The 24218-nt window shown below is 41.7% G+C and carries 23 protein-coding genes; 22 read left to right on the top strand and 1 reads right to left on the bottom strand.

Annotated elements, in window-relative coordinates:
* Nucleotides 1–16: 16 nt before the first annotated feature.
* The 5 genes from AC4QJR_RS25535 (at nt 17) to iolG (ending at nt 6344) form a co-directional block, all read left to right on the top strand.
* Nucleotides 17–1297, top strand: a complete 1281-nt coding sequence (locus AC4QJR_RS25535) for a CehA/McbA family metallohydrolase (RefSeq protein WP_496524634.1) — start codon at nt 17–19, stop codon at nt 1295–1297.
* 52 nt (nt 1298–1349) lie between these two features.
* Nucleotides 1350–2321 carry an aldo/keto reductase gene (locus AC4QJR_RS25530; RefSeq protein ID WP_496524633.1) on the top strand — a complete coding sequence of 324 codons (972 nt, stop codon included), beginning with the start codon at nt 1350–1352 and terminating at the stop codon, nt 2319–2321.
* A 1-nt stretch (nt 2322) separates the two neighbouring features.
* Nucleotides 2323–3087 carry a sugar phosphate isomerase/epimerase family protein gene (locus AC4QJR_RS25525; RefSeq protein ID WP_496524632.1) on the top strand — a complete coding sequence of 255 codons (765 nt, stop codon included), beginning with the start codon at nt 2323–2325 and terminating at the stop codon, nt 3085–3087.
* Nucleotides 3088–3115: 28 nt separating this feature from the next.
* On the top strand, nt 3116–5224 hold the full coding sequence (locus tag AC4QJR_RS25520) for a DUF5054 domain-containing protein (protein ID WP_496524631.1): 2109 nt from the start codon (nt 3116–3118) through the stop codon (nt 5222–5224).
* Between the two features lie 100 nt (nt 5225–5324).
* Nucleotides 5325–6344 (top strand): inositol 2-dehydrogenase, encoded by a 1020-nt coding sequence (gene iolG, locus AC4QJR_RS25515; RefSeq protein WP_496524630.1) that lies wholly within the window; start codon nt 5325–5327, stop codon nt 6342–6344.
* A 100-nt stretch (nt 6345–6444) separates the two neighbouring features.
* On the opposite strand, the gene AC4QJR_RS25510 is transcribed toward iolG, so the two are convergent.
* Complete coding sequence (locus AC4QJR_RS25510; RefSeq protein ID WP_496524629.1) at nt 6445–6846, bottom strand: VOC family protein; 402 nt, start codon at nt 6844–6846, stop codon at nt 6445–6447.
* A 226-nt stretch (nt 6847–7072) separates the two neighbouring features.
* Here AC4QJR_RS25510 and AC4QJR_RS25505 point away from each other — a divergent pair, with 226 nt between their 5' ends.
* The 17 genes from AC4QJR_RS25505 to AC4QJR_RS25425 all read left to right on the top strand — a co-directional run bounded on the left by AC4QJR_RS25505 (nt 7073) and on the right by AC4QJR_RS25425 (nt 24215).
* Entirely contained in the window at nt 7073–8200 is a 1128-nt protein-coding gene (locus AC4QJR_RS25505) for an acyl-CoA dehydrogenase family protein (protein WP_496524628.1), read from the top strand.
* Nucleotides 8201–8247: 47 nt separating this feature from the next.
* Entirely contained in the window at nt 8248–8565 is a 318-nt protein-coding gene (locus tag AC4QJR_RS25500; protein ID WP_496524627.1) for a hypothetical protein, read from the top strand.
* Nucleotides 8566–8587: 22 nt separating this feature from the next.
* Nucleotides 8588–10477, top strand: a complete 1890-nt coding sequence (locus AC4QJR_RS25495) for a XylR N-terminal domain-containing protein (protein ID WP_496524626.1) — start codon at nt 8588–8590, stop codon at nt 10475–10477.
* A 46-nt stretch (nt 10478–10523) separates the two neighbouring features.
* Entirely contained in the window at nt 10524–11012 is a 489-nt protein-coding gene (locus AC4QJR_RS25490; protein ID WP_496524625.1) for a flavin reductase family protein, read from the top strand.
* A 29-nt stretch (nt 11013–11041) separates the two neighbouring features.
* Nucleotides 11042–12322 (top strand): Rieske 2Fe-2S domain-containing protein, encoded by a 1281-nt coding sequence (locus tag AC4QJR_RS25485; RefSeq protein ID WP_496524624.1) that lies wholly within the window; start codon nt 11042–11044, stop codon nt 12320–12322.
* A gap of 3 nt (nt 12323–12325) precedes the next feature.
* A complete protein-coding gene (locus AC4QJR_RS25480) occupies nt 12326–13531 on the top strand; it encodes a dipeptidase (protein ID WP_496524623.1) in 1206 nt (401 codons plus the stop codon).
* Nucleotides 13532–13549: 18 nt separating this feature from the next.
* Nucleotides 13550–14314 (top strand): SDR family NAD(P)-dependent oxidoreductase, encoded by a 765-nt coding sequence (locus AC4QJR_RS25475; protein WP_496524622.1) that lies wholly within the window; start codon nt 13550–13552, stop codon nt 14312–14314.
* A 25-nt stretch (nt 14315–14339) separates the two neighbouring features.
* Nucleotides 14340–14708 carry a hypothetical protein gene (locus AC4QJR_RS25470; protein WP_026564165.1) on the top strand — a complete coding sequence of 123 codons (369 nt, stop codon included), beginning with the start codon at nt 14340–14342 and terminating at the stop codon, nt 14706–14708.
* Between the two features lie 159 nt (nt 14709–14867).
* Nucleotides 14868–16283, top strand: coding sequence for an amidase (locus AC4QJR_RS25465; protein ID WP_496524621.1), 1416 nt, complete (start codon nt 14868–14870; stop codon nt 16281–16283).
* A gap of 113 nt (nt 16284–16396) precedes the next feature.
* The gene (locus tag AC4QJR_RS25460) at nt 16397–17497 is read left to right on the top strand and encodes an NAD/NADP octopine/nopaline dehydrogenase family protein (protein WP_496524620.1); all 1101 of its coding nucleotides are present in this window, start codon (nt 16397–16399) and stop codon (nt 17495–17497) included.
* Entirely contained in the window at nt 17484–18503 is a 1020-nt protein-coding gene (locus AC4QJR_RS25455) for a 3-hydroxybutyryl-CoA dehydrogenase (RefSeq protein WP_496524619.1), read from the top strand. Before AC4QJR_RS25460 ends, AC4QJR_RS25455 begins: the two co-directional genes overlap by 14 nt.
* A 133-nt stretch (nt 18504–18636) precedes the next feature.
* Nucleotides 18637–19968, top strand: coding sequence for an MFS transporter (locus AC4QJR_RS25450; protein ID WP_496524618.1), 1332 nt, complete (start codon nt 18637–18639; stop codon nt 19966–19968).
* Between the two features lie 294 nt (nt 19969–20262).
* The gene (locus AC4QJR_RS25445; RefSeq protein WP_496524617.1) at nt 20263–21090 is read left to right on the top strand and encodes a dioxygenase family protein; all 828 of its coding nucleotides are present in this window, start codon (nt 20263–20265) and stop codon (nt 21088–21090) included.
* Nucleotides 21091–21286: 196 nt separating this feature from the next.
* Entirely contained in the window at nt 21287–22120 is an 834-nt protein-coding gene (locus tag AC4QJR_RS25440; RefSeq protein ID WP_496524616.1) for an alpha/beta fold hydrolase, read from the top strand.
* 33 nt (nt 22121–22153) lie between these two features.
* Nucleotides 22154–22870, top strand: coding sequence for a carboxymuconolactone decarboxylase family protein (locus tag AC4QJR_RS25435; RefSeq protein ID WP_496524615.1), 717 nt, complete (start codon nt 22154–22156; stop codon nt 22868–22870).
* A gap of 21 nt (nt 22871–22891) precedes the next feature.
* The gene (locus AC4QJR_RS25430) at nt 22892–23581 is read left to right on the top strand and encodes a CoA transferase subunit A (protein WP_496524614.1); all 690 of its coding nucleotides are present in this window, start codon (nt 22892–22894) and stop codon (nt 23579–23581) included.
* Nucleotides 23574–24215 carry a 3-oxoacid CoA-transferase subunit B gene (locus tag AC4QJR_RS25425; RefSeq protein ID WP_496524613.1) on the top strand — a complete coding sequence of 214 codons (642 nt, stop codon included), beginning with the start codon at nt 23574–23576 and terminating at the stop codon, nt 24213–24215. The genes AC4QJR_RS25430 and AC4QJR_RS25425 overlap by 8 nt, the downstream gene beginning before the upstream one ends.
* Nucleotides 24216–24218 lie beyond the last annotated feature (3 nt).

Here is a 24218-nt window from a genome sequence, read left to right as displayed (position 1 = left end):
ATAGGAGGTCAATCAAATGGGAATCATCCAAGCGGGTTCGAAAGCAGATACTATTTCAAGATTTATCTCACATGATGAAGAAAGCTCATATATCGAGGTTCCATTCAGTGTTCCTGCTGGTACGGAACAAATTAAGGTGAAAATGGAAGTCATACAAACAGGTGTGGCTTCGAGCATTATCGACTTAGGTGTAAGAGATCAAAGCAGAGTCCGTGGCTGGAGTGGCGGTGCCCGGACTGAATTTTTTATCCATCAGGCAAAGGCCACTCCCGGCTATTTACATGGTGAGATTGCAGCAGGGGAGTGGGCTGTTATTCTCAATGCTTACAAGGTTGCAGCGAAGGGTTGTACAGTGAAGCTGACGATGGAGTACACGCTTGAGGAACTCCGCTGGTTAAAAGGTGACCTTCATACGCATAGTGTCCATAGTGATGGGACCTTCACATTAAGGGAAAAAGCCGACATTTGTGAGGAAGCCGGTCTGGATTTCTTAGGTTTAACCGATCATAACGCTGCTAGTCAAAATGAAGCGTTTCCACGTGATGTCAACACTCTGTTTATTCCAGGAATGGAGCTTACCACAAATAGAGGGCATCTTAACCTCTTTGGAGTCAAGGATCCGATTCGTGATTTTCGAGTGAATTCAAATGAAGAGTTACACCTTCGTTTAAAAGAGGCTCGTGAAAAGGGTGCTTATATCTCCTTAAACCATCCACATTGCCGTAATACAGGCTGGAGATGGGACTGGGATTTTGACTATGACTGGGTGGAGGTTTGGAATGGACCTTGGCGGGAGGATAACCAGGATGCCCTCGATTGGTGGCAAGAACAGCTGGTCTCAGGTAGAAGACTTGTGGCCGTTGGTGGCAGTGATGCGCACCGCCCCGATCCGTATGTCATCCACGGAATGCCGACCACTTGGGTCTACAGTAAGTCATTAACAAGTTCTGAGATTTTAAAATCAATTGATAAAGGCCATGTGGTTCTCAGCTATTCACCAAAAGGGCCATTTATAAGCTTAACCTGCGGAACCAGTATGATCGGGGATGTATGTGAAGACAAGAATCAACCTGTTCAGTTGTACGTGAAAGATGTTCAATATAGTGACGTTGTAAAAGTGATTTCCAATCGTGGAATCGAAAGAGAAATCATGATCGAGGAAGGACAGGACTCGCTGGACCTAACATGGAGTGCAGAAGACTGCTCCTTTTACCGGGTGGAAGTATGGCGTTATTTCCCTGAAGTGAAATCGCGGCTTTTAGCAGCGTTAAGTAATCCTGTTTATTTTTCAAATTGATGTGACTTAGTAATTGAAGTAAGAAATAGATTCTTGAAAAGGGAGGATTACTATGAACTATTTAACGCTTAGAGGGTTGGCTGACAATAAATCTATTGAAAAAAAGTGTTCACGCTTAATTATGGGAACCGCCGGCTTCTATCAATTTGCTGATAAGGAGCAGGCGTTTACGCTTATGGATCAGTATGTTGCTGCAGGGGGGAATATGTTTGACTCCGCCCATCAATATATTAATAGTGAAGAGATACTAGGCGAATGGGCCGAATCAAGAGGCATCCGTAAAGATATTTATATCCTGACAAAAGGAGCTCATCCTGATGATGGTGAGCCAGGGCCACGTGTAAACAGGGAGGCAATCAATAAGGATGTCAAGGAAAGCTTAGCTCGATTAAGAACAGATTATATCGATTTTTATGCCCTTCACCGTGACGACCCAAGTGTTGATGTGAGTCTCATTATGCAAGTATTAAATGAGCATATTGCGGCAGGCAGAATCCATGCCATTGGTGCTTCGAACTGGACGCATACCCGGATTCAGGAAGCGAATGATTATGCAGCAAAACACGGAATCATCGGTTTTACTTTTAGTAGTCCGAATTTAAGTTTGGCACATTGTAATAAACCAAGATGGCCAGGCTGTGTTTCTGTGAATGAGGAAATCTCCGACTGGCATAAAGGGACGCAGATGCCATTATTATCATGGAGTTCGCAGGCGGGAGGTTTCTTTAGTGGTAGATTCTCCCCTGAAAATAGAGAAAATGAAGAAATGGTTGACGTCTATTATAGTGAAGAAAATTGGGAGCGCTTAAATCGCGCGCAAAAGCTAGCAGTAGAAAAGGGGACATCTGCTATTGAAATTGCCCTCGCTTATGTGCTGAATCAGCCATATCCGACAGCTGCGATCATTGGTCCTGAAAAAGCAGAGGAGTTACTGTCGTCAATCAAGGGGGCTGAAATTCTGTTAACCTCTGAAGAAATGGACTTGCTCAACTTAAGTGAATCGAAAGTAGGAGGAGCGAAATAAGATGAGACATAAATTTGCTGCCCAATTATATACTTTACGAAATGAAATAAGCAAAGATTTTCCCTTTGTCTTGCGTGAATTAAAGAAGATGGGCTATGCGGCTGTGCAAATCGATGGGCTGTATGATTATCCAGCAGAAGAAATTGCTGAAGTTTTAAAAGAAACGGGATTAAAAACAGCTGGCATGCATATCAGCCTTGACCGTATGAACAATGAGTTAGATATGGTTTTAAAAGAAGCTGATTTGTTTGGGACTACCGACTTTTTCTGCCATTACCTAGAGGAAGAAATGCAAAATGTTGAAGGTTATCTGAAAGCAAAACATGACCTTCTCGCAGTCGCGAAAAAGGTAACACCAAAAGGTTATAGGGTAGGATATCATCACCATGATTTTGAATTCCGTACAACAATAGATGGGGAATTTGCCCTTAATTATATTTTAAAAGAAGAAAATGGTTTATCTCTTTATCCAGAAGTGGATACCTATTGGGTAAAAATGGCCGGATTCGATCCCCTTTCTTATATGCAAAAATTTGCCAATCGAATCCCGATCCTTCATCTAAAAGATATGACCAATGATGAACGAAAGTATTTTGCGGAAGTAGGAACGGGCTCGATTGATTTTGAACCAATTTTATTATGGGGCGAACAAAATGGAGTTGAATTCTATGCGGTAGAACAAGACTTCTGTCCCGGCAGTCCTTTGGACAGTTTAGAGCTTAGCCTGACCAATCTTATAAAACTGTCGGAAAAAGTAAACGTATAGAGACGTACACAAGGTGGTGAGCGGCAACATGAATGATATTGAAACAGTGCATGTTATTTTCAAAACACATCTGGATATTGGTTTTACCGATTTAGCGGAAAACGTGACAGAACAATATATAAAGTCATACATACCAAAGGCAATTGATTTAGCGGAAAGTCTCGAGAAAGATGCTGCTTCAGTTGGTTTTGTGTGGACAACAGGTTCGTGGCTGATTCAGGAGTATTTAAAACGAGCAAATGCAGAGGAAAAGAAAAAAATGGAAACCGCTATCAAAAGAGGATTTATAGCCTGGCATGGTCTTCCTTTTACGACGCATACGGAATTAATGGATGCTGAGTTATTTCAATACGGGCTATCGATCGCAAAACGATTAGATTCCAAATTTGAAAAACAAACTATTTCGGCAAAAATGACCGACGTTCCAGGGCATACAAAAGCGATGATTCCTTATTTGGCAAGGAACGGAATCCAATATTTACATATTGGCGTAAATCCAGCCTCAAAAGTTCCTTCCGTTCCATCGATCTTTGTATGGAAGGGGAAAGACGGCTCCGAAGTAATCGTGAACTATGCTGATAACTATGGAGATGTTCTGAAACTGGATGGTTTAAAAGAAGTGATGGTGTTTGCCCACACGGGGGATAATTGTGGACCGCCGTCGATTGAAGATATCAAAGTTGAGTTTGCGAGTTTACAAGAAAGGTTTCCGAATGCAGTTATTAAAGCATCGACCATGGATATGTTTGCGGCCAAAATACAGGGTATTAAACACAGCCTCCCTGTTGTTTATGAAGAAATCGCCGATTCGTGGATCCATGGAGCGGCTACCGATCCCAAAAAAGTAGCGCAATATCGGGAGTTACTTAGACTGAGAAATCAGTGGGTAGTGGAAGGCCGGTTAGACATAACTAGTGATGAGTATACGCAGTTTTCTGACTGGCTGCTGTTAATCCCGGAGCATACATGGGGATTAGATGAAAAAAAACACCTCAATGATTATAAAAACTATGCCAAGCAGGATTTCCACCAGGCAAGGAAGAGAAATACGATTGATGCAGATTCAGTGCCAGACAAATACAGCTATATCGGTTCATTTGCCATGGATGAGTATGATCGATTATCGAAGGAAGTTTTTTCAGAAGCACCGAAAAATCGAGATTATCAATTATTCGAAGATTCGTGGAAGGAACAGCGGGGCTATATTCAAAAAGCTGTTCATTCATTATCCGTCGAACGGCAGCAGGAAGTGTTTGAAGCTTTCCATGCATTGAACGCTCAAAAGCTGGAACCGGGCAGTGTGAGTTTAGAGCTGAACAGGTCTTATTCTCTTGGCGGGCTTACTGTAGCGTTTGCAGGGGATGGCTCCATTTCTAGTTTAGTAGACAGAAGCGGGAAAGAGTGGGCAAACAAGCAAAAACGAATTGGAGTATTTGTGTACGAGTCATTTGGCGTTGAAAATTACAATCAATGGTTTGAGGAATATGTTGAGAACATTGGTCAAACGTATCAGTGGTCGGAGGCAGACCAAGGTAAACCGGGATTTGAGCTCGTACATCCAAGGCCAAAACATGAAATCTATCAACCTAGAGTTATTTCACTAACAAAAACAGAAACCGAAGCAAGTGAAGATGTCCTTGTCCATTTATGTTTGCCTCAGTATCCAGTGGAGTCTTTGGGTGCTCCAAAAGAGGTTATGATTCAATATAAATTTTGTAAGCAGGATAACCAAATTGATATTGAGCTTCAGTGGTTCGATAAGGATGCAAATCGCTTACCAGAGGCAATGTGGTTTTCATTTGCGTTAGAAGTAGATAATCCAAACATATGGCAATTGGATAAGTTAGGTGAACGCATCTCTCCATTAGAAGTGGTGAAGAACGGAAACCGCAACCTCCATTGTGTTGATAAAGGACTGTATTATGCCGGGGCAGATGGTGAAGTGCTGATTGAGACGAAAGATTCACCACTCGTGTCACCAGGTGAAAAAAGGCTGTTACAGTTTAACAATACCTTTGCTTCATTAGAAGGTGGATTCCACTTTAATCTCTATAATAATATTTGGGGAACCAATTTCCCAATGTGGTATGAAGAAGATGGAAAAAGCCGATTTACATTGAAATTGAAATCGCATTAATAATACAGCTTAAAGGCCTAAGTAAGGGGCTTTTATCCAAATAGTACATCGATAAACTGACAACCGAAAGTGCTTAATCATAAAGGGGGAGGATTCAGTAATGTTGACTGTTGGAATAATCGGAGCTGGACGTATTGGGAAAATACATGTGGATAATTTGAGAGGCATTCCAAATCTTAGAGTAAAAAGTGTTTCAGATGTTGCAATCAGACATCTTGAATCATGGGCAAATGAGAAGCAAATCGAAGTTTTGACACCCAATTACTTTGACATCTTAAATGACCCAGAAATTAAGGCTGTATTTATTTGTTCGCCTACCAATACGCATGCAAACATTATTAAAGAAGCTGCCGCAAAAGGAAAACATATTTTTTGTGAGAAACCAGTCAGCTTTACTGTGGAAGAAACGGAAGAAGCACTTGCAACTGTCGAAAAAGCTGGTGTAAAGCTTCAAGTTGGATTTAATCGCCGATTTGATCCCAACTTCCGTAAAATCCGTGAGCTCGTCCAAGATGGTAAAGTTGGCCAGCCACATATTTTACGTATCACATCCCGTGATCCGGAGCCACCCAGTGTTGATTATATAAAGTCATCAGGCGGATTATTCATGGACATGACGATTCATGATTTTGATATGGCTCGTTATATTATGGGCAGTGAGGTTGTGGAGGTTTCTGCAACCGGTGCTGTACTTGTAAATCCGGCTATTGGTGAAGCCGGTGATATTGATACGGCTATTATTACATTAAAGTTTGCAAACGGTGCTCTTGGGGTGATTGAAAACAGTCGCCGTGCTGCCTATGGATATGATCAGCGCTTAGAAGTGTTTGGTGACAAGGGTGCCGCACAAGCGGATAACAATCGCGCTAACAATGTGGAGCTATCCACTGCAGAAAGTGTTTTAAAAGAGAAACCACTATACTTTTTCCTAGAACGCTACACACAAGCCTATCACGATGAGGTAACCGAGTTTGTTACTGCTATCCTTGAAAATCAACCAGTCTGCTGCTGCATTTTTGATGGACTCCAGGCAGAAAGGATTGCCCATGCGGCTAAAAAGTCGCTTGCCATTGGAGCGCCAGTTCAGTTGCAACAGGTTGGTCAATCGGCATCTGTCTAGTATTAGGGAACTAGTTAGAAAAGTTGCTGGGAGAAGTGTTCTAACACTTCTCCTTATTTATGTTTATGAGCATAAATTCTGAAAGAGGTAAGGGAGCCATCTACATTTCATGAGGCGATTTCGCACGTTCTACAAGTTGAAGAAGTTCGCGGTCGGGTCCGTAGAATAAAATCATGCGTCCGCCCTCAAGTGTCGGTTTCGTTTCCCTAGATGTGAAATGAATTCCTTTTTCACTGTAATGACGGATTGCCTCGTCAATATCTTCGACCGTAAATGCAAGATGATTCACGATTCCACTCTCTGCATACTCTCCGAGCGGATTAATATCACGGATCAGCTCAATTTCCATATCAGGCTGTGACTCAAGAAATAAAAATGCTAGCTCCCTATTTGGATTGTTTCCCCGAAGGCGAACGGTAAATCCCAGGATTTTTGAATAAAATTCGATCGATCGGTCCATATCCGAAACAATAATTGCCGTATGTTCCATTTTTGAAATCATGTTTTTCCCCCTTTTCAATTGAATAATAGAATCTACTTTAATCTTAAAGTAAGTGAGTTTAATAGAAAAGAAATGGTTAACAAGAATTATAAATTAGCACTAAAAGGTCTGAAAAATTTGAATTTTCAAACCGGATGAGAGATTGTTTAAGTTTTATTATTCCCTTAAGATGTGAACATAAGGTAAATATTCGAAAATTTCAGATAGCCATAAGGAGGAAAGTATCATGACAGCAGAAATAAAAAGTCAGAACCTGCTCAACAGTGTGTTGGCCGAAGTCCGCGCCAGACGGGATGAATTTGATGTGAAGCGGCATGTACCTCGGGACATGATAGCGCAACTAAAGCAACTGGGCGTCTATCGTGCTCATACGCCGCGATGCTATGGCGGCGATGCCCGCTCACCCTCGGAGTTCCTTAAGTTGATTGAGGCTATCTCCGAGGCTGACGGCTCTGTCGGATGGGTGGCGAGCTTCGGCTCTGCTGCGGTCTACCTTGCGGCCCTGCCGCGGAATACGCTCGCTAACCTATATGCAAATGGGCCGGACGTGTCCTTCGCGGGCGGTTTGTTTCCAATCCAGCCCGCAGAGAAGGTCCGGGGCGGTTGGCGCGTGAACGGTCTCTGGAAATTTGCGAGCGGCTGCAAGGGGGCCGATATTATTGGAGTTGGTATTGGCACCGGGGATGGTGGCAAGCCGCTCACCGCTGTGCTCAATCCCGAGGACGTAGAAATCGTCGAGAACTGGGAAGTGCTCGGGCTGCGCGGAACGGGCAGCCATGACCTGCTGGTGAAAGACATTTTCGTCCCTGACGAACGGACCTTTGTCCGTGGCGGTGTGCCTTCTATAGAAGAGCCAATCTACCAGTATCCATCCATCGCTTATGCAGCACAGGTACTTGCGGTGGTCAACCTTGGTGTAGCCCGCGCCACGCTTGATGAAGTTTCTCAGATGGCCGGTGGCCGTTCTGGCATCACCGGTGCACCGAAGATGGCCGATCGCGCATACCTGCGAATCGCCGTGGCAAAGGCAGAAGCCTCTCTAAGGTCAGCGCGCGCCTTCTTCTACGAGGCCACCGATTCCGCATGGGATTCGATCCTGAGGGGCGACGGTGTCTCCGCTGATCAAACAAGCATGTTACGCCTGGCAGCTGTACAAGCTACCCGCGCAGGTGCGAGCGCCGTGCAATCAGCCTATCTGCTTGCTGGCACTGCAGCGATCTACGACGGGCACCCGCTCCAGCGTTATCTGCGTGACGCGATGGTCGTAACCCAGCACGCGTTCCTCAGCGAAGGCATGTACGACGGCGCTGGCTCGGTATTCCTAGGCGTACCGCCGATGCGCGGCTACATCTGACCCTGCCAATCAAGACTTGATTTCAAATGTAAAGGAGGACATCGCCGATGCACGCACTTGATTTGCAGGAATCACCATCCGATTATCAGGCTGAACGTATTGTTCATTTACCAGACAAAGGATTTATTGATTTTTGTTCAAAACAATATTCCGTCAATCGGGGTGTCTTTAATGTCATTGATCATTGGTTTTTTGAGTTCGGGCTGGAGAATATTATATTGCGCCGGAAAGTCATCATTCAGTTTTTAACCTATCTTCATTCAGAAAACAGTTACAATCATAAGAAAATGTATTTGCAGTTCGGCAAGGGCGGAGTAAAAAAAAGCCTTTATTATTTCGTTGGCGAATGTTTAAATAAACAATAGTCAAAATAATGGGAGGCATTCCATGAGTATTAAAGCTAGTGACCTTAATTTAGACCATTTTATGAGTATATCGGAAAAACCAGGCATGAATTTAAAAGAATTACAGTTGTCTCTTACAAGTGCAACGGCGTGGGGAGTGCTCCGTAAAGACTTAATTACGGCTCTGGGTGTTCAGCGGGCCAAACGATTTTTACTAAGATATGGTTATCAATGTGGCGTACACGAAGCACGCATCCTTAAAGAAACGATTAATTGGCAGGATGATCTTGAGTGGCTTATTGCCGGCTCCAAAATGCATTATTTGACCGGAAGAGCTTTTTCGTACCCAGAAACATTCCATGTGGATATGGACAAAGGTTTATTTGATGTATGTGGTTATTGGATTGACTCAGACGAAGCCCATCAACACCTGAAGCATTTCCCCAAGCATACAGAGCCAGTCTGCTTTTATTTAGCAGGATATGCAAGCGGTTACACCAGTGAGTGCTTAGGAAAGAAAACTATTTTTAAAGAGGTTAGCTGCAAAGGTAAAGGCGATGATCACTGCCGTTATGTGGGTAAAACGGTTGAACAATGGGGCGAAGAAATTGCTGAAGATCTTTTTTTCTTTGAAAACGAAGATATGTCCGGAGAACTCGACCAAATGTATCGCCGAGTGGAACAACAGAAGGAACGATTTGAATTAGGTTCTTCATTAAGCCGAAACTTGACGCAGGCGATGCTGCAAGGAGAAGGTTTCCAGACTTTTGCCAATCTGCTAGGAAAAAGTCTTCATTGCCAGGTTTTAATTGAAAATAAACATTTTGAACCGCTTGCTAAATTTGGTGATCATCCAGGAATGGATGAATATATGTCAGCACGAAATATCTGGGACAAGTGCAAAGAAGTGATTCATCATAACACGATTGTTGAAACACCTTTTAAGGATAAAACATTTACCATTCTGACGATACCAATCATTAACAGAAATCAAATTTATGGGTTTATCACTATAGATTCAGATCAAAATAATGATGATTTTCGCAAAGATTTGCTTGAAAGGGTAGCGACGGTTGCCGCCTTACATGTACAGAATGAACGAGTTGCCATCGAAACAGAACAAAGGATGAAAGGTGAACTTCTTGAGCAGTTGCTTAACAATAAGGACGTGGACACAAAGGAAATCAACAGCCGCTTTTCCTACATTGGTTATGATTTATCGGAGCCGCATTATATCTTGCATATGGAAATTAATGACCGGAAGGTGAAAGAAAAGGGCTCAGTTAATTACGATTATCTGAAAATTAGGAATAAATTAACCAATATTTTCTATCAAAAACAGCATAAATTTGATGCGCCCCTTATTTTAACCAAATTAAATACCATTCAGGCGATCATCTTGAAGAAGTATATCGACTCTGAAAGAACCACGATTAAAGAGTTTGGTGAGGCGCTTTTGAAGCAGATTGGAAACCAAGAACAACAGATTTACATTGGAATCAGTCATGAAACCCAGCAGCTTTCTGATTTTCATAAAAATGCTGAAGAAGCGAAGAAGGCGGTTGAATTAGCAAAAGTGAGATCCTCGGAATCTCGGGTGATTTTAACAAGTGAATTAGGTCATTTAACCTTATTCTTAAATGCAAGAGAACCGATGGAACTCGAACGATTTGCAAATGAAAAATTGCATCCCATCCTCGAATATGATCAAAGGAAAAATTCAGAGCTGCTAGTGACACTATTCTATTATTCGCAGAATGAATTTAATTTACATAAAACAGCTCGAGAAATGTCGATATCGATTAGTGGGATGAGATATCGAATCCAAAAAATTGAAGACTTGCTCTCTGTTGATCTATCAAGCTCGAATAGTCGCTTTGAAATTCAGATGTCCCTACAAATCATGTTAATGCTGGGGAAAATAAAAATGTAAAGAAGTGCTGCCTATGAGGACAGCCCATACTATAGGGGGAAAAAATATGGAATCATTACAATTTCGAAAAACGCTTGGACATTTTGCTACAGGTGTTACAGTCATTACGACAAAAAGTGAAAGTGGTTTTATTGGTATAACAGCAAACGCATTTTCGTCGCTTTCATTGGACCCTCCTTTAATTCTCGTTTGTATCGATAAAAAGGCAGGCAGCGTACATGCGTTTAAAAAAGAGCATCCTTTTACGGTTAATATTTTACAAGAGAACCAAGAAGAAGATTGCTGGCGCTTCGCGAAAAAATCCGAAGATAAGTTCAAGGGCGCTTCGTACACCCTATCGGATGAAGGCGTACCAGTCTTAAAAGAGAATTTAGCGACGATTGAATGCCACGTTGCTGACATACTTGAAGGTGGTGACCACTATATTGTCACCGGACGTGTGAAGAGTGCCGCCTTTGATGAGCAGAAAAAACCGCTTCTGTTTTTCCGTGGAAAAATCAATCACTTATCAGAAGGCGTTGAGATAAAGCAATAATATATAAACTGAATTCAGGGGGGAATAAAATGTTATCTAAAGAAGATAATCAGTTATTAACGCAAACAGGCCCTGGAACTCCAATGGGTGATATGTTCCGCCGCTATTGGATTCCTGTTCTGAAGTCTGAGGAATTAGAGCGAGATGGGAAGCCTCAGCGGGTAAAATTATTAAGTGAAGACCTCATTGCTTTCCGTGATACGGAAGGGAAAGTGGGATTGATCGACGAACGGTGTCCTCATCGTGGAACCTCCCTTTATTTCGGGATTAATGCTGGGTGCGGTATCCGCTGCATGTATCATGGCTGGAAGTTCGATTCAGAGGGGAAATGCACGGAAATTCCTTCAGAAGAGAAAGATGGAAAGTTCAAACAGTCCATCAAGTTGAAAAGCTATCCAACAATAGAAGCAAATGGAGTTGTTTGGACCTATATGGGCCCTGAAGAAGAGCAGCCGCCATTACCAGATTTTTATTGGATGAGCCTTCCGGATGAGAACATATTGGTGGAACGTGTATGGCAGGAATGTAATTATGCACAGGTGATGGAAAATGATTTAGATTACGTTCACGCTGCTTTTTTGCACAAGGCACACCACAGTCAAGCGGTAGAAGAAGGGATATTAAGCAGTGATTTAGGGATCGATCCGGATCATCCGCTTGTGAAAAATCCACCGGTGAAACAAGCTGTTGAAGATACGAACTACGGGAAGCGTTGTGTTGCGGTTGGAATCGGAACGGAAAAAGAGAATGCTTTCATGGAGATTCATTATATCTTCCCATTTTATACGTATCCACCGAGATTTGGCGGGGAAGATGGAATGTGGCACGCGTTTATTCCAAGAGACGATTATAGTACCTGGTCATGGGATGTACAGTTTGCGCACAACCGGTCCATTGATGTTGAAGCGCAACATCAGCGCCGGGGTTTAAAATTGGATAAAGAATTAAGGAAACAAATCAATCTTGAAAACGAATATGCTCAAGATCGAGAATTACAAAAGACAGGAAACTTCACGGGCATTCGTGGGATTGCCAATCAAGATCATGCCGCTACTGAAACAATGGGACCGATTGTGGACAGGACTATTGAGCATCTTGGAACGAGCGATTTACCGGTTATTCATATGCGCCGCATCCTGCTTCAGCAGGTGAAAGCATTCCAAAAAGGAGAAACACCGCTGGCTTTAGATAATTCCTCACTTAAATCATTGTATAGTGATGGTCTCTATGATGATAACCAAAAATCATGGAAAGATGCCTTTCCTATGAAAGAGCAATTTCAATTAAAAAAAGCAGTTGCTAAAATGTGATCCATGATGAATGTGAAGCAATATGACGGTTATCAATCCTTTAGCTATTTAAAAGCGAATCAAGATTATAAATCATATGAATTATCCTATGATCTTGATCGAGTCCCAGCGTACTCGCTTCATTTAACGGAGAAGGAAGAAGAGAAGCTGAAAAAAATATTTACAAAATATCCAATCGTTTCATTACGCGATCATGGTTTCATTGTTCCAAAAAAATCTGAACAGATCCTTCCGTATTGCGGTGAGTTTCATACTGCTTTTCATTATGAAGGAATCTCTATGTCGGGAATTGACGTAATATTCGAAAATTTTATGGATGGCATTTCGATTATTGCCTCTAAAAACGGCTTGAAATGGGACGATGTCCTTTATTTGCTTGGTATGCGCTACACTGATATCCAGCGTCAAAAGACGATTTATGTCGCCAGCACATACGATGACTTGTTAAAAGCAAAACGGAAGAAACAAGTAGCCATCTTGCCGTCATTAGAGGCGGCAAGTATTTTAGAAAATGAACTTGATCGTGTAGATATATTATATGGCTTCGGTATCCGCTGCATGGGAATTACTTATAACGAAGCAAATAGTCTTGGTTCAGGACTTATTGAGAATAGGGATGGCGGACTAACCAATTTCGGCCGTCGCGTCATTGAACGAATGAACCGATTAGGGATGATGATTGATATATCTCATTGTGGAGATCAAACAAGTTTAGATGTGATTGAAACAAGTGAGCATCCTGTTTTCATCACACATGCAGGAGCAAGAGCTTTGTGGAACACACCACGAATGAAGCCTGACCATGTGTTACAAGCATGTGCTGAAAAAGGGGGACTCATTGGAATTTGTGCTGCCCCGAATACGACATTAACGAAAAACTCACCTAAGCATTCGCTGCAATCTGTGATGGAGCATTTTGAATATATTTGTAAGTTAGTAGGCATTGATCATGTTGGTCTTGGACCTGATACTTTTTTTGGAGACCATGTAGCCCTACAGCATGCCTTTGACGATATGTTAGGCATATCCGCTTCTCACAGTGGAGAGAACTTTAAGGAGTCCACTTATGTAGAAGGGGTGGAAAATCCTGCTGAGGCTATGAAAAATATGATTGGATGGCTGGTGAAACACGATTATTCAACTAAAGCGATTGCCAAGGCAGCAGGTGGGAATGCCATGCGAGTGATAAAAAGTATTTTAATAAACTAAGAGAGGAGTCGATTACTTTTGCAAAGGAAGGTAGTAGAGCAAGAAGTGGCGATCGTTACGGGTGCAGCTCAGGGTCTCGGTCATGCGATTGCCATAAAGCTCCTTTCAGAAGGAAAAAGGGTTGTTTTTGTTGATGTGAATGAAACGGCCTTAAACGAAGTAAAAGAATCTGATCTTTTGCAGTGTTACCCTTCTTCCTATTCGATGTTTTTAACGGTGAATGTGTCAGATGTCGATGCGATTAAAAAGAGTGTGGAAACAATCCTGGAAAATTGGGGACGCATTGATATATTGGTGAACAATGCCGGTGTCCGTAAAGAAACAGTGATTGAGGAAGTAACGGAAGAAGAATGGAACCTTATATTATCAGTCAATCTTGGTGGGACCTTTTTCTACTCTCAAGCTGTACTGAACCCAATGAAACAGCAACAAAAAGGGCGTATTATTAATGTTTCTTCTTTTGGGGGTCAAGCTGGTCCGCTGACATCGGGTGCCCATTATTGTGCTTCTAAAGCAGGACAGCTGGTTTTAACCAAAGTATTTGCAAGGTCTTTAGCTGATCAGGGGATCACTGTAAATACAGTTGCTCCGGCTGCCATTGAAACACCAGAAATGGCCAAGATGGACCCAACGGTGTTAGCAAAAATGAGGGAAAGCATTCCAGTAAAGCGCTTTGGTGAAGCGGAAGAAGTGGCAAACATGGTCTCTTACTTAGCTTCAGATGCGGCTGGTTATATTACGGGTTCAACTTTTGACATAAACGGCGGATTACTCATGCGTTAAGCAGATACTAAAGGAGATGAATGTAATGGGAGAAATTAAACATGGTGCACCTGAAATACCCAATCCATTAAGAGTTTTTATGACGTTCGAGTCGACAGGGTGGTTTGATACTACTCAGGAGCAAAAGGAAAAAGAAATATTGCCGCAACTTCATGAAGTTTTAGTGGCGTGGAAAGAAAATGGATCGGAATTATTAGGCACGTTTGACAGAGATATATTAACAGCCGGGCACGCTGGACCGGTTAATTGGCATGCATGTTTTTTATATAATGTCCCTGATTTGCAAACGGTTACAAATATGACACACTCATTTCGAGCTACTGGCCTCGATCGCTTCTTCCGTCTAGAAGCGTCAATCGGGCGTCCGTTCTTCTTGTTAGAAAACAATCGTTAAACAGTCAAATAAAAGAGATATACCATTCTGGAGGAGAGGGGGGACCTTCTTGACTTTAATTGAATATTTACAGAATATCCTGGAACTCGAAGAGGCTGAGATGTTTATGGTAGATCCTGCTTTTACCTTGAACCTTGAAGATTTTGAGAAGGAACAAAATTGAGTGAATTGCTTTTCACTTCGATAGAGGCAGCTGGGTCGTTAATGGCAAAGAAAAAGATTTCACCTGTAGAACTGACTAAATTAACACTGGAACAAATTAAAAAAAATGATCCTGCCCTTCAAGCATTTATTACGGTGATGGAAGAAGAAGCAATGGTTCAAGCGGTGAAGTTAGAAGAAGAAATTCAAAGCAAACATCTTCGTGGTCCACTGCACGGGATTCCAATTATTGTGAAGGATTTATTGCAAACCAAAGGTGTGCGAACAACTGGCGGGTCAAAAGTTTTTAAAGACTGGGTACCTTCAGATGATGCAACATCTATACAAAAGCTGAAGGACGCAGGAGCCATCATCATCGGGAAAGCAAACTTGCATGAATTTGCGATGGGAGCCACCACTGAAAATCCTCACTATGGAAGTGTAAAGAATCCATGGGATTTAACAAGAATACCAGGCGGGTCGAGCGGTGGTTCAGCTGTGGCCACGGCAACAGGTATGGCTTTCGGTGCGGTTGGTACAGATACAGCAGGTTCGATCCGTCTGCCTGCGGCAATGTGTGGCACGGTAGGATTTAAGCCGACGTATGGACTAGTTAGTCGTGAGGGCTGCCTGCCCTTTAGCTGGTCATTAGACCATGTAGGTCCAATGGCAAGAACCGTAAACGATACGGCCATTATGCTGGAAGTGATGAGAGGATATGATTCCAAAGACCCCTCGACTGTTACAAGGGATGAGTCTGTTATCTTTCCTGAGTTACAAACTCTTAAAGGAGTTAAGCTAGGCTTTTATGAACCCTATATGTTTTCAGGAATCGATGAAAAGGTGAAGACTGTAATTCAGCGGGCTTTTCAGCGATTAATCGATTTGGGGGCAGAAATCGTTTCCATCAACCTTCCTGGGATAGAAAGGGCCCTTGATGCTTTAAAAACCATTGCGCAAGCAGAAGTGGTTTCCTTTCATGAACCGTTAGTAAAGAGATTTGGAGATTTATATGGGGATGATTTGAAATATCGATTTCAATTTGGCCGTAGTATTTCCGCAACCGATTATATAAATGCTCAACGAATAAGAAGACAGTTTATCACTGAAACTCTTCATCAAATGAAAGATTTGGATGCTTTAGTTGGTCCTACCAATGTTCGGCAGCCGTTTGAGATCGGCACGATGGTTCCAGAACAGGCGATCAGCAATATGTTTACGCTTGGAAAAACACCACTTGCCAACATTCTCGGATTTCCGGCGCTTTCTGTTCCCTGCGGCTTTACGACAGATACTCTTCCAGTCGGTCTCCAGCTGATAGGAAAACCTTTTTCAGACAAAAGAGTTCTACAAATAGGAGATTGCTATGAAAAGTCAGAAGAATGGGTACAGGCCTTGAGAGAGAATCAGCGTTATTTCCATGCTGTTAAATGATATTTTTTAAAGGGGTTAGGAGATAAGGAAGTTCTTTATGATGAGGGCTTGAAAATGGTACTAGCTTGTATACAGAAGACAGTATTCCAAATGACGAGTAGGAGGAAAAGGGAATGGAAATTGCGGTAATTGGTGGAGGAAATGGAGCATATGCAGCAGCAGTCGATTTAACGGAAAATGGTCATCATGTAAGACTATGGAGAAGAGACAAGGAGGCATTTCAAGCAGTTCTCGATAACCAGTCCATCCATGTAAAGGACCATAACGGATCACGAACTGTTTCTATAAAGCTAGCAAGCACTGATTTGAAGGAGGTGGTTAATGGAGCCGAATTAATTGTGATTCCATTGCCAGCGGTTACGCAGCAATCGTTAGCCAAACAACTAGCACCTGTGCTTGAAGATGGACAGGTGATATTCTTGCCGCCTGGCACGTTTGGAAGCTATTTAATGTCGAAGGTTCTAGTGGATGAAGGCTGCAAGGCGAGAGTTGCTTTTGCAGAAACAGGAACTCTACCTTATTTAGCAAGAAAATACGATGAACAAACGGTTTCTATTTCTGGAAGGGCGACACGGCTTCCGACAGGTGTGTTTCCTAGTGAACAATCTGAGCATGCATTTGAAGTGTTAAGAAAAGCATTTCCATCCATCGAACCCATTCAAGATGCATTGGACGGAGCATTAATGAATGCTGGTCCAATCATTCATCCTCCGCTTATTTTAATGAACGCGGGTCCAATTGAGCATTTCGACAAGTGGGATATTCACAATGAAGGAACACAGACTTCTGTCAGAAATGTCCATAAAGCACTGGATCATGAAAGAATTAGGATCCGTGAGGCATTAGGATACACAGCGCCACATTTTCCGCTGGATGATCATTATAATCCTGAAGGGGAAGAATGGATGTATGGGAACGGGGCACATGAAAAACTAGTGGATGGAGAGGATTGGTTTGAGCCATTAGAGTTAAAAACGCACCGTTACATGAGAGAGGATGTTGCGTGCGGTCTTGCCTTTCTTGTTTCAGTCGGTGAATGGCTGGATGTTCCCGTGCCAACGGCAAAAGGGCTGCTGGCCATCGCTTCCGCTGTAGTGGGTGAAGACCTGCGTGCAACCGGAAGAACGTTGGAGAATCTTCAGCTTGCCTCGAAAACCAAAGCCGAGTTGAAAGAGATGTTGAAGAAAGGATTACTCCAATATGAAATCAGCTAAAAAGACCATTTTCATTGCTGGTGCCGGCCGAATGGGCAGAGGGATCGCTTTAACCTTTGCCTATCAGGGGTTTCCAGTAACACTTATGGATATTAAAAATCGGAAGAGGGAAGAATTCAACCAATTACAATCATCGGCCTTAACTGAAATCAGGAGTCAGCTAGAGATTCTAGCACGGTCTAACGTTTTTCCATTTGAAAGGATCGATCATATTGTCGATAGAATAGAAGTTCGTCAGATTGATGATCAGGATGACATATGGAAAGATGCAGAAATCGTGTTTGAAGCTGTGCCAGAAATTCTCGCCTTAAAAAAAGAAGTGTACAGTCGTATCTGTCCATTTTTACAGAAAGACGCACTGATTGCTTCGACCACCTCTTCCTTTTCTATAAATGATCTAGCTGAATTTGTTTTGCACAAAGATCGATTTATGAACACACATTGGCTAAATCCTGCTTATTTGATTCCGTTAGTTGAAGTAAGTCCAGGTAATGAAACGAGCGATATTTCGTTAAAGGAGATGTTTACACTACTTGAGGGAATTGGCAAGATTCCTATTAAATGTGCACCTTCCCCAGGATTTATTGTTCCAAGGATTCAGGCGCTCGCGATGAACGAAGCATCCAGGCTTGTTGAAGAAGGGGTTGCTTCCATTGAAGATATTGATAAAGCATCAAGGGTTGGCTTTGGGCTGCGATTTGCAGTATTAGGTCTATTGGAGTTTATTGACTGGGGAGGAGCCGATACGCTTTTCCATGCAAGTAACTATCTAAAAGAATCATTAAAGTCAGAGCGATTTGCACCGCCGGAAATTGTTGAAGAAAAAATGAGAAGCGGAAATATCGGATTAAAAACCAAAAAAGGTTTTTATCATTTCGATGAAACGAATACAGACCAATATCAATTGGAGACACTTCAAAAATTTATTGATTTATTACAGCATCTAGGGTTCATCACAGCCCCTAAGGAAGATCATTTTGCCATCATGAATGAGGGAACTTATTAAGGTTTTTAATACATGTAGAAGTGTCTGAAGGTTCGAAAAATACTTTATGAGGATATCACACACTTAAACAGGATGTAGTTAGCGATATATTCCTGTTCGTTTATGTTTGGACAATTTTTAGGGGAGTGAGTCTATGAAAATTGAAGGTGTAAAACATAAAAAAATGGGAAGAATTGCAGCCGTTGCTGCAACGATAGGATCAGTGATTGAATGGTATGACTTTTTCTTGTATGCAACTGCCTCAGCATTAATTTTTCCAAAAGTATTTTTTCCCGCTTCTGATCCTTATATAGCAACGTTGCAATCATTTGGCGCATTGGCAATTGGCTTCTTAGCACGTCCTATTGGAGCAGCTATTTTCGGACATTTTGGGGACCGGGTGGGCCGCAAAACGGCACTGGTTCTTACCATGTTTTTGATGGGAATAAGCAGTCTAGCGATGGGGCTTTTACCAAGCTATGACAACATAGGCATGTGGGCACCTACTTTGCTGATCCTATTACGATTAATTCAAGGTATTGGAGTAGGCGGAGAATGGGGTGGTGCGGTTCTTCTTTCAATGGAGTGGGGGAAAAAGAAGCGGCAAGCTCTTATGGCGAGTTGGCCACAGATGGGTGTAGCAGCAGGTCTCTTGTTATCTTCCTTTGTCATGTCACTGATTATGAATATTTCAGGTAACTCCTTTTATACGTGGGGGTGGCGTATACCTTTTCTATTCAGTGTTGTACTGCTGATTGTTGGTTTAATTATTCGATCAAAGATTACGGAAACACCTTCTTTCCAAAATGTGCAAGAGGAAAAACAAGTATCGCGCATGCCTGTGCTAGAGGTGCTCAAAAAGCACCCAAGAGAGATTATTTTAGCAGCGCTGATTAGACTATCTGAAAATGGACCATTTTACGTCTACACTGTTCTTATGATCAATTATGGCATGGAAACATTTAAAATTGACAAGCAGTTTTTAGTAAATGGAAACACAATCGGAAGTGTGGTAATGGTATTTTGTATTCCTCTCTTTGGCTATTTGTCAGATCGATTTGGCATTAAGCGTATGTATTTGGTTGGGGTGACTGCGACCTTCTTATGGGCATTCCCTTACATTGGACTTATTCATACAGGCAATCCGATGATTATTTTACTGGCCACCGCCTTAGCTATGATTCCTCATAGTATGCAGGTGGGTCCACAAGGTGCGCTTCTTGCGAAAAGCTTCCCTGCTAGGTTACGATATAGCGGACTATCGCTAGGAACACAGCTTGGATCTATCATCGCGGGAGGAATCGCACCACTTATTTGTACGTTTCTTTTACACAAGTATGGCACGGCATATGCGGTGAGCGGCTATATTATTTTTACTGCCATAGTTACGTTTACAGCCACACTAATGCTTAAACGTTATCCTGATTCGGAGGATACTCCTTTAGAAGTCAAAGGAACTTCTTCCGCTACTGTTACAGCCCAATGAAACGAAAGTAGGTTTGTGACTTAAAACAGAAAGCCCTTTCGCCCAACTGGTGAGAGGGTTTTCTGTTTTTTAGGAAAAAAATTCTTGAAATATTGGCCGATGTTTGCTGAAATAAAGGGATTTATAAAGGCTAAAATGAAAATCCAAACGATTAATACTAAATATTATGAATTTTCAAACCTATTGGTAGATTGTGATAATAATTCGTGCACTTTATCATTAAGACATAGCTAGATTATAAGAACAGAAGAGTGTAACCGCTATCAATTAAGAAACTTAGGGGAGGAAAGAAGCATGAAAAATCAAAAGGTTATCGATGTTTATCAAGGATTAGTAGGTAAGTTTAAAGAATTAATCAGTGAGCACGAGCTTGATCATGACGACTACCAGGCTCTAGTTCATTGGATGGATCAAGTAGGAAAATCAGGTGAAATCCCGTTATTTATGGATGTGTTTTTTGAAACGCATGCGCTGCAAGAGATGTATAAAAGTGTAAAGGGAACGGAGCCTACGATTTTAGGACCTTATTATATTAAAAATGCCACTGAAATTCAAAATCCAGGGGTCATTCCACAAAGACAAGAGGAGCCGGGGGACGTATTATTCTTTAGTGGTTCGGTCAAGGATACCGCTGGAAATCCATTAGTAAACACGAAGATTGATCTATGGCAGGCGGACGCTAATGGAGAATATTCTCACTTTGCTGAAGGTATTCCAGAGGATAACCTTAGAGCGGTTTTGTATACAGATGAAAAGGGTCATTTCGAAGTTCAAACGGTTGTGCCAGGAAATTATTCGATTCCAGCCGATGGTCCTACTGGCTATTTCTTAAAGTTGATTGATCATCATTCGTATCGACCTGCACATCTTCACTTACTGTTCAAGCCTGAAAATGGAGATAAATTAGTGACCCAAATTTATTTTGAAGGGGATCCATATTTGGATAATGATGTAGCACAAGGGGTAAGAGGAACCTTAATTACCAAACTTGAAAAGCAAGAAGATCCTAATGCCCTGATGGAGAGAGGGTTAAATAAACCATTCTATACCGCCCATTTAGAATTTGAATTGAGACTTCAAGATAAGCCTCATTTGAACAAAGCTAGTTTACAAACATTATAGAATCTATTGCTAAATTGGCCGTAAATACAAAAGACACTCTTCCCTAAATAGATAGGATGGTTTAGAAAAGATTGATCAAAACGACGAAAACTCGTGAATGGTCAGTCTTTTTTTTACAAAGGATGGTCGGAGGAAGATTCATTCAATATTAAAACGAAAGTAAAATTAGCTATAAGAAAAACAAGGAGTGTCATGGATGCAAATGTATATACAAAAAGTAAAGCATTATCATTTTCAAATAGCGGATTATCCAGGGAAAAAAGGGACAATCATTGCGATACATGGATTAACAGGAACACATAAAAATATGCACTATTTTGCAGAAGCACTAAAAGGGGAATATCGAGTGATTGCAGTTGATTTAAGAGGACGCGGCAAGAGTTCTGAACTGGATGAACAACCGTCCATCTTTCAGCATGCAGAGGATATCATTGATTTAATCACGGAGCAGAAAATAGAATCTCCCATCTTAATCGGCCATTCTATGGGTGCATTTATTGCCTCCATTGTCGCAAGTAAATTGGATTCGGTGAAAGGCTTGGTTTTATTGGACGGGGCCGCGAACATGTCTGATCACCAGCGTGACATTGTTAAACCATCTTTAGGAAGATTAAGTAAAAAATATGATTCGAAAGAAAGCTATGTGGAAGAAATAAAAGGGATTTATCACCGATTAGGAGTTGAATGGACTCCAATGTTAAAAGAGGTAGTGGAGTATGAAATTCAAGAAACCGGACAAATGTGGGAGTCTAAATCGACAGAGTCCAAAATCCTAGCGGACTTTGAAAGCTTTTTTTCTTATCAACCAAAAGACGTTTGTTCCAAGATTACATGCCCGACTTTATTAGTGTATGCCAAAGGGGAAATTGGTCCATTTCCGCCATTATTTTATGAAGATGCGTATGATGATACGAAGAAATTTACTGCTCATATCCGTACAATTGTCTCGGATTGTAATCACTACACTATGGTGTTTGAGAATAGACCGGAGATTAATCAAGCCATAAAAGGATTTTTAAAGGGTCTTTAAAAGAAGAAATCTAGTTTGAGAGGTGTTCACGATATGAGTCAAGGCTTAGCGTATTTTAAAGAAGTGTATGATGTGGTGCCTGGCTGGGTCCAAAAAATGCATGATTATAATTCCAATGCACTAGAGCATTACACAAGCTTACGAAGCGAAATCATGAAAGAAGGGGCTTTAACTAGAAAAGAGAAGGATCTTTTATTAGTAGGCATGAATGCGGCGAGATTGTATGAACGAAGTATGGTGTACCACACCAAAGGGGCCATAGATGGCGGCGCAACTTTACCAGAGCTAGCTGAATATCTCATCGTTCCCTACTTATACTCCGGAGCACAAGCTTTAAAAATAGGAGTAAAGTCTTTAGAATATGCACTTACTTTAAAAGGTATTGAATTTCAGGCACTACGTGAAAGTGAAGAAACAACAGAAAAGATTCTTCTTCATATGTGTGAATTATTAGGTGAGGAAAATACGTCCTTTGTCACTAAGGTGATCAAGCATGTTCAGTCAGGAGAGGAAGAAATACTGAAAGAATATATTCTAAGTGATTCGGCGGTTTCAAAAACGCTGAAACATATTCTAATGGCTGGAAATTTCATTACAGAATTAAAAGGGAAACATGCAGCTGAATGGATGATCGCGGCAAGAGCAAACGGAGCATCGGAAGGACAATTAGCTGATGTGGGATTTATTTGTTTATTAACGGCGGGTATCCCTGCTTGGTTTGAAGCAAGTGATTCATTACTAGAAATCTAGAATGAGATGGGCGGTGAAAAAATGACAAAAATACATCAGGATATAGAAACAGCTTTATCTTGTGTAAAAAATGGTCATACGTTAATGGTTGGCGGGTTTGGATTAATCGGTGCCCCCCTTACCTTAATTGAAGGGTTAACAATAAAACAAGTAACTGACCTAACAGTGATCAGCAATAACTTAGGTGAGGCTGGTAAAGGATTAGGAGAACTCCTAAGACAAAAGAAAATCAAAAAAGCGATAGGATCCTATTTTACGAGCAATCGCGAGGTAGGGGACTTTTACCAAAGAGGGGAAATAGAATTAGAGCTATTACCCCAAGGTACCTTATCCGAATCTATTAGAGCGGGCGGTGCCGGTATAGGCGGGTATTATACGAAAACAGGTGTTGGAACAGCACTAGCAAAAGGGAAAGAAGAAAGAGAATTGAATGGAGAAAAATATATATTTGAACCAGGTTTACGAGCAGATGTAGCGTTGGTCAGGGCCTGGAAAGCTGATACATTTGGCAATCTCATCTATTACAAGACAGCTCGCAATTTCAATCCACTGATGGCAACAGCAGCCGATGTGGTCATTGCAGAAGTTGATGAGATTGTAGAAGTTGGAGAACTGTCTCCAGAAGCGATTGTCACACCTCATTTATTCGTCGATGGCCTGATTATCGCGAAAAAAATCCTGACCAAGGAAGGTGTGATTGATTATGAGTGAATCTCATCAAATTCAAGAGATCATTGCCAAACGGGCAGCGAAAGAACTTACAGGTCCTTGTATTGTAAATTTAGGGATTGGAATTCCTACGTTAGTGGCGAAATACATTGAAGATGGAAATGTCTATTTTCATACAGAAAATGGCTTGTTAGGTGTTACTGATGTGGATGAAGCACAAATTGACCCTAACTTAGTCAATGCAGGAAAGCTGCCAGTAGGGGAAACAATCGGTGCCTCTTTCTTTAATAGTGTGGAATCGTTTGCGATGATTCGTGGCGGTCATGTTGATGTTGCGATCCTTGGTGTGTTACAGGTAGATCAGTCAGGACTAATTGCCAATTGGGCAGTTCCTGGTAAGAACATTATGGGTGTAGGCGGTGCAATGGATTTACTAGTGGGGGCAAAGAAAGTGATTGTAACGACGACACATACATCAAAAGACGGGCGAAGTAAGTTATTAAAAAAATGTCACTATCCCATTACATCTACAAGAAGTGTGGACATGATCATTACAGAGTTAGCTGTCTTTGAAGTAAATGCAGGCAAATTAAAATTAATCGAATTAATGCCCGGTGTAACGATTGAAGAAGTAAGAGAAAAGACGGAAGCGGACTTTTTCTATCAAAACCAATAAAGG

The sequence above is a fragment of the Neobacillus sp. BP17 genome (assembly GCF_059579525.1).
This window is presented reverse-complemented; position numbering and strand designations above follow the sequence as displayed.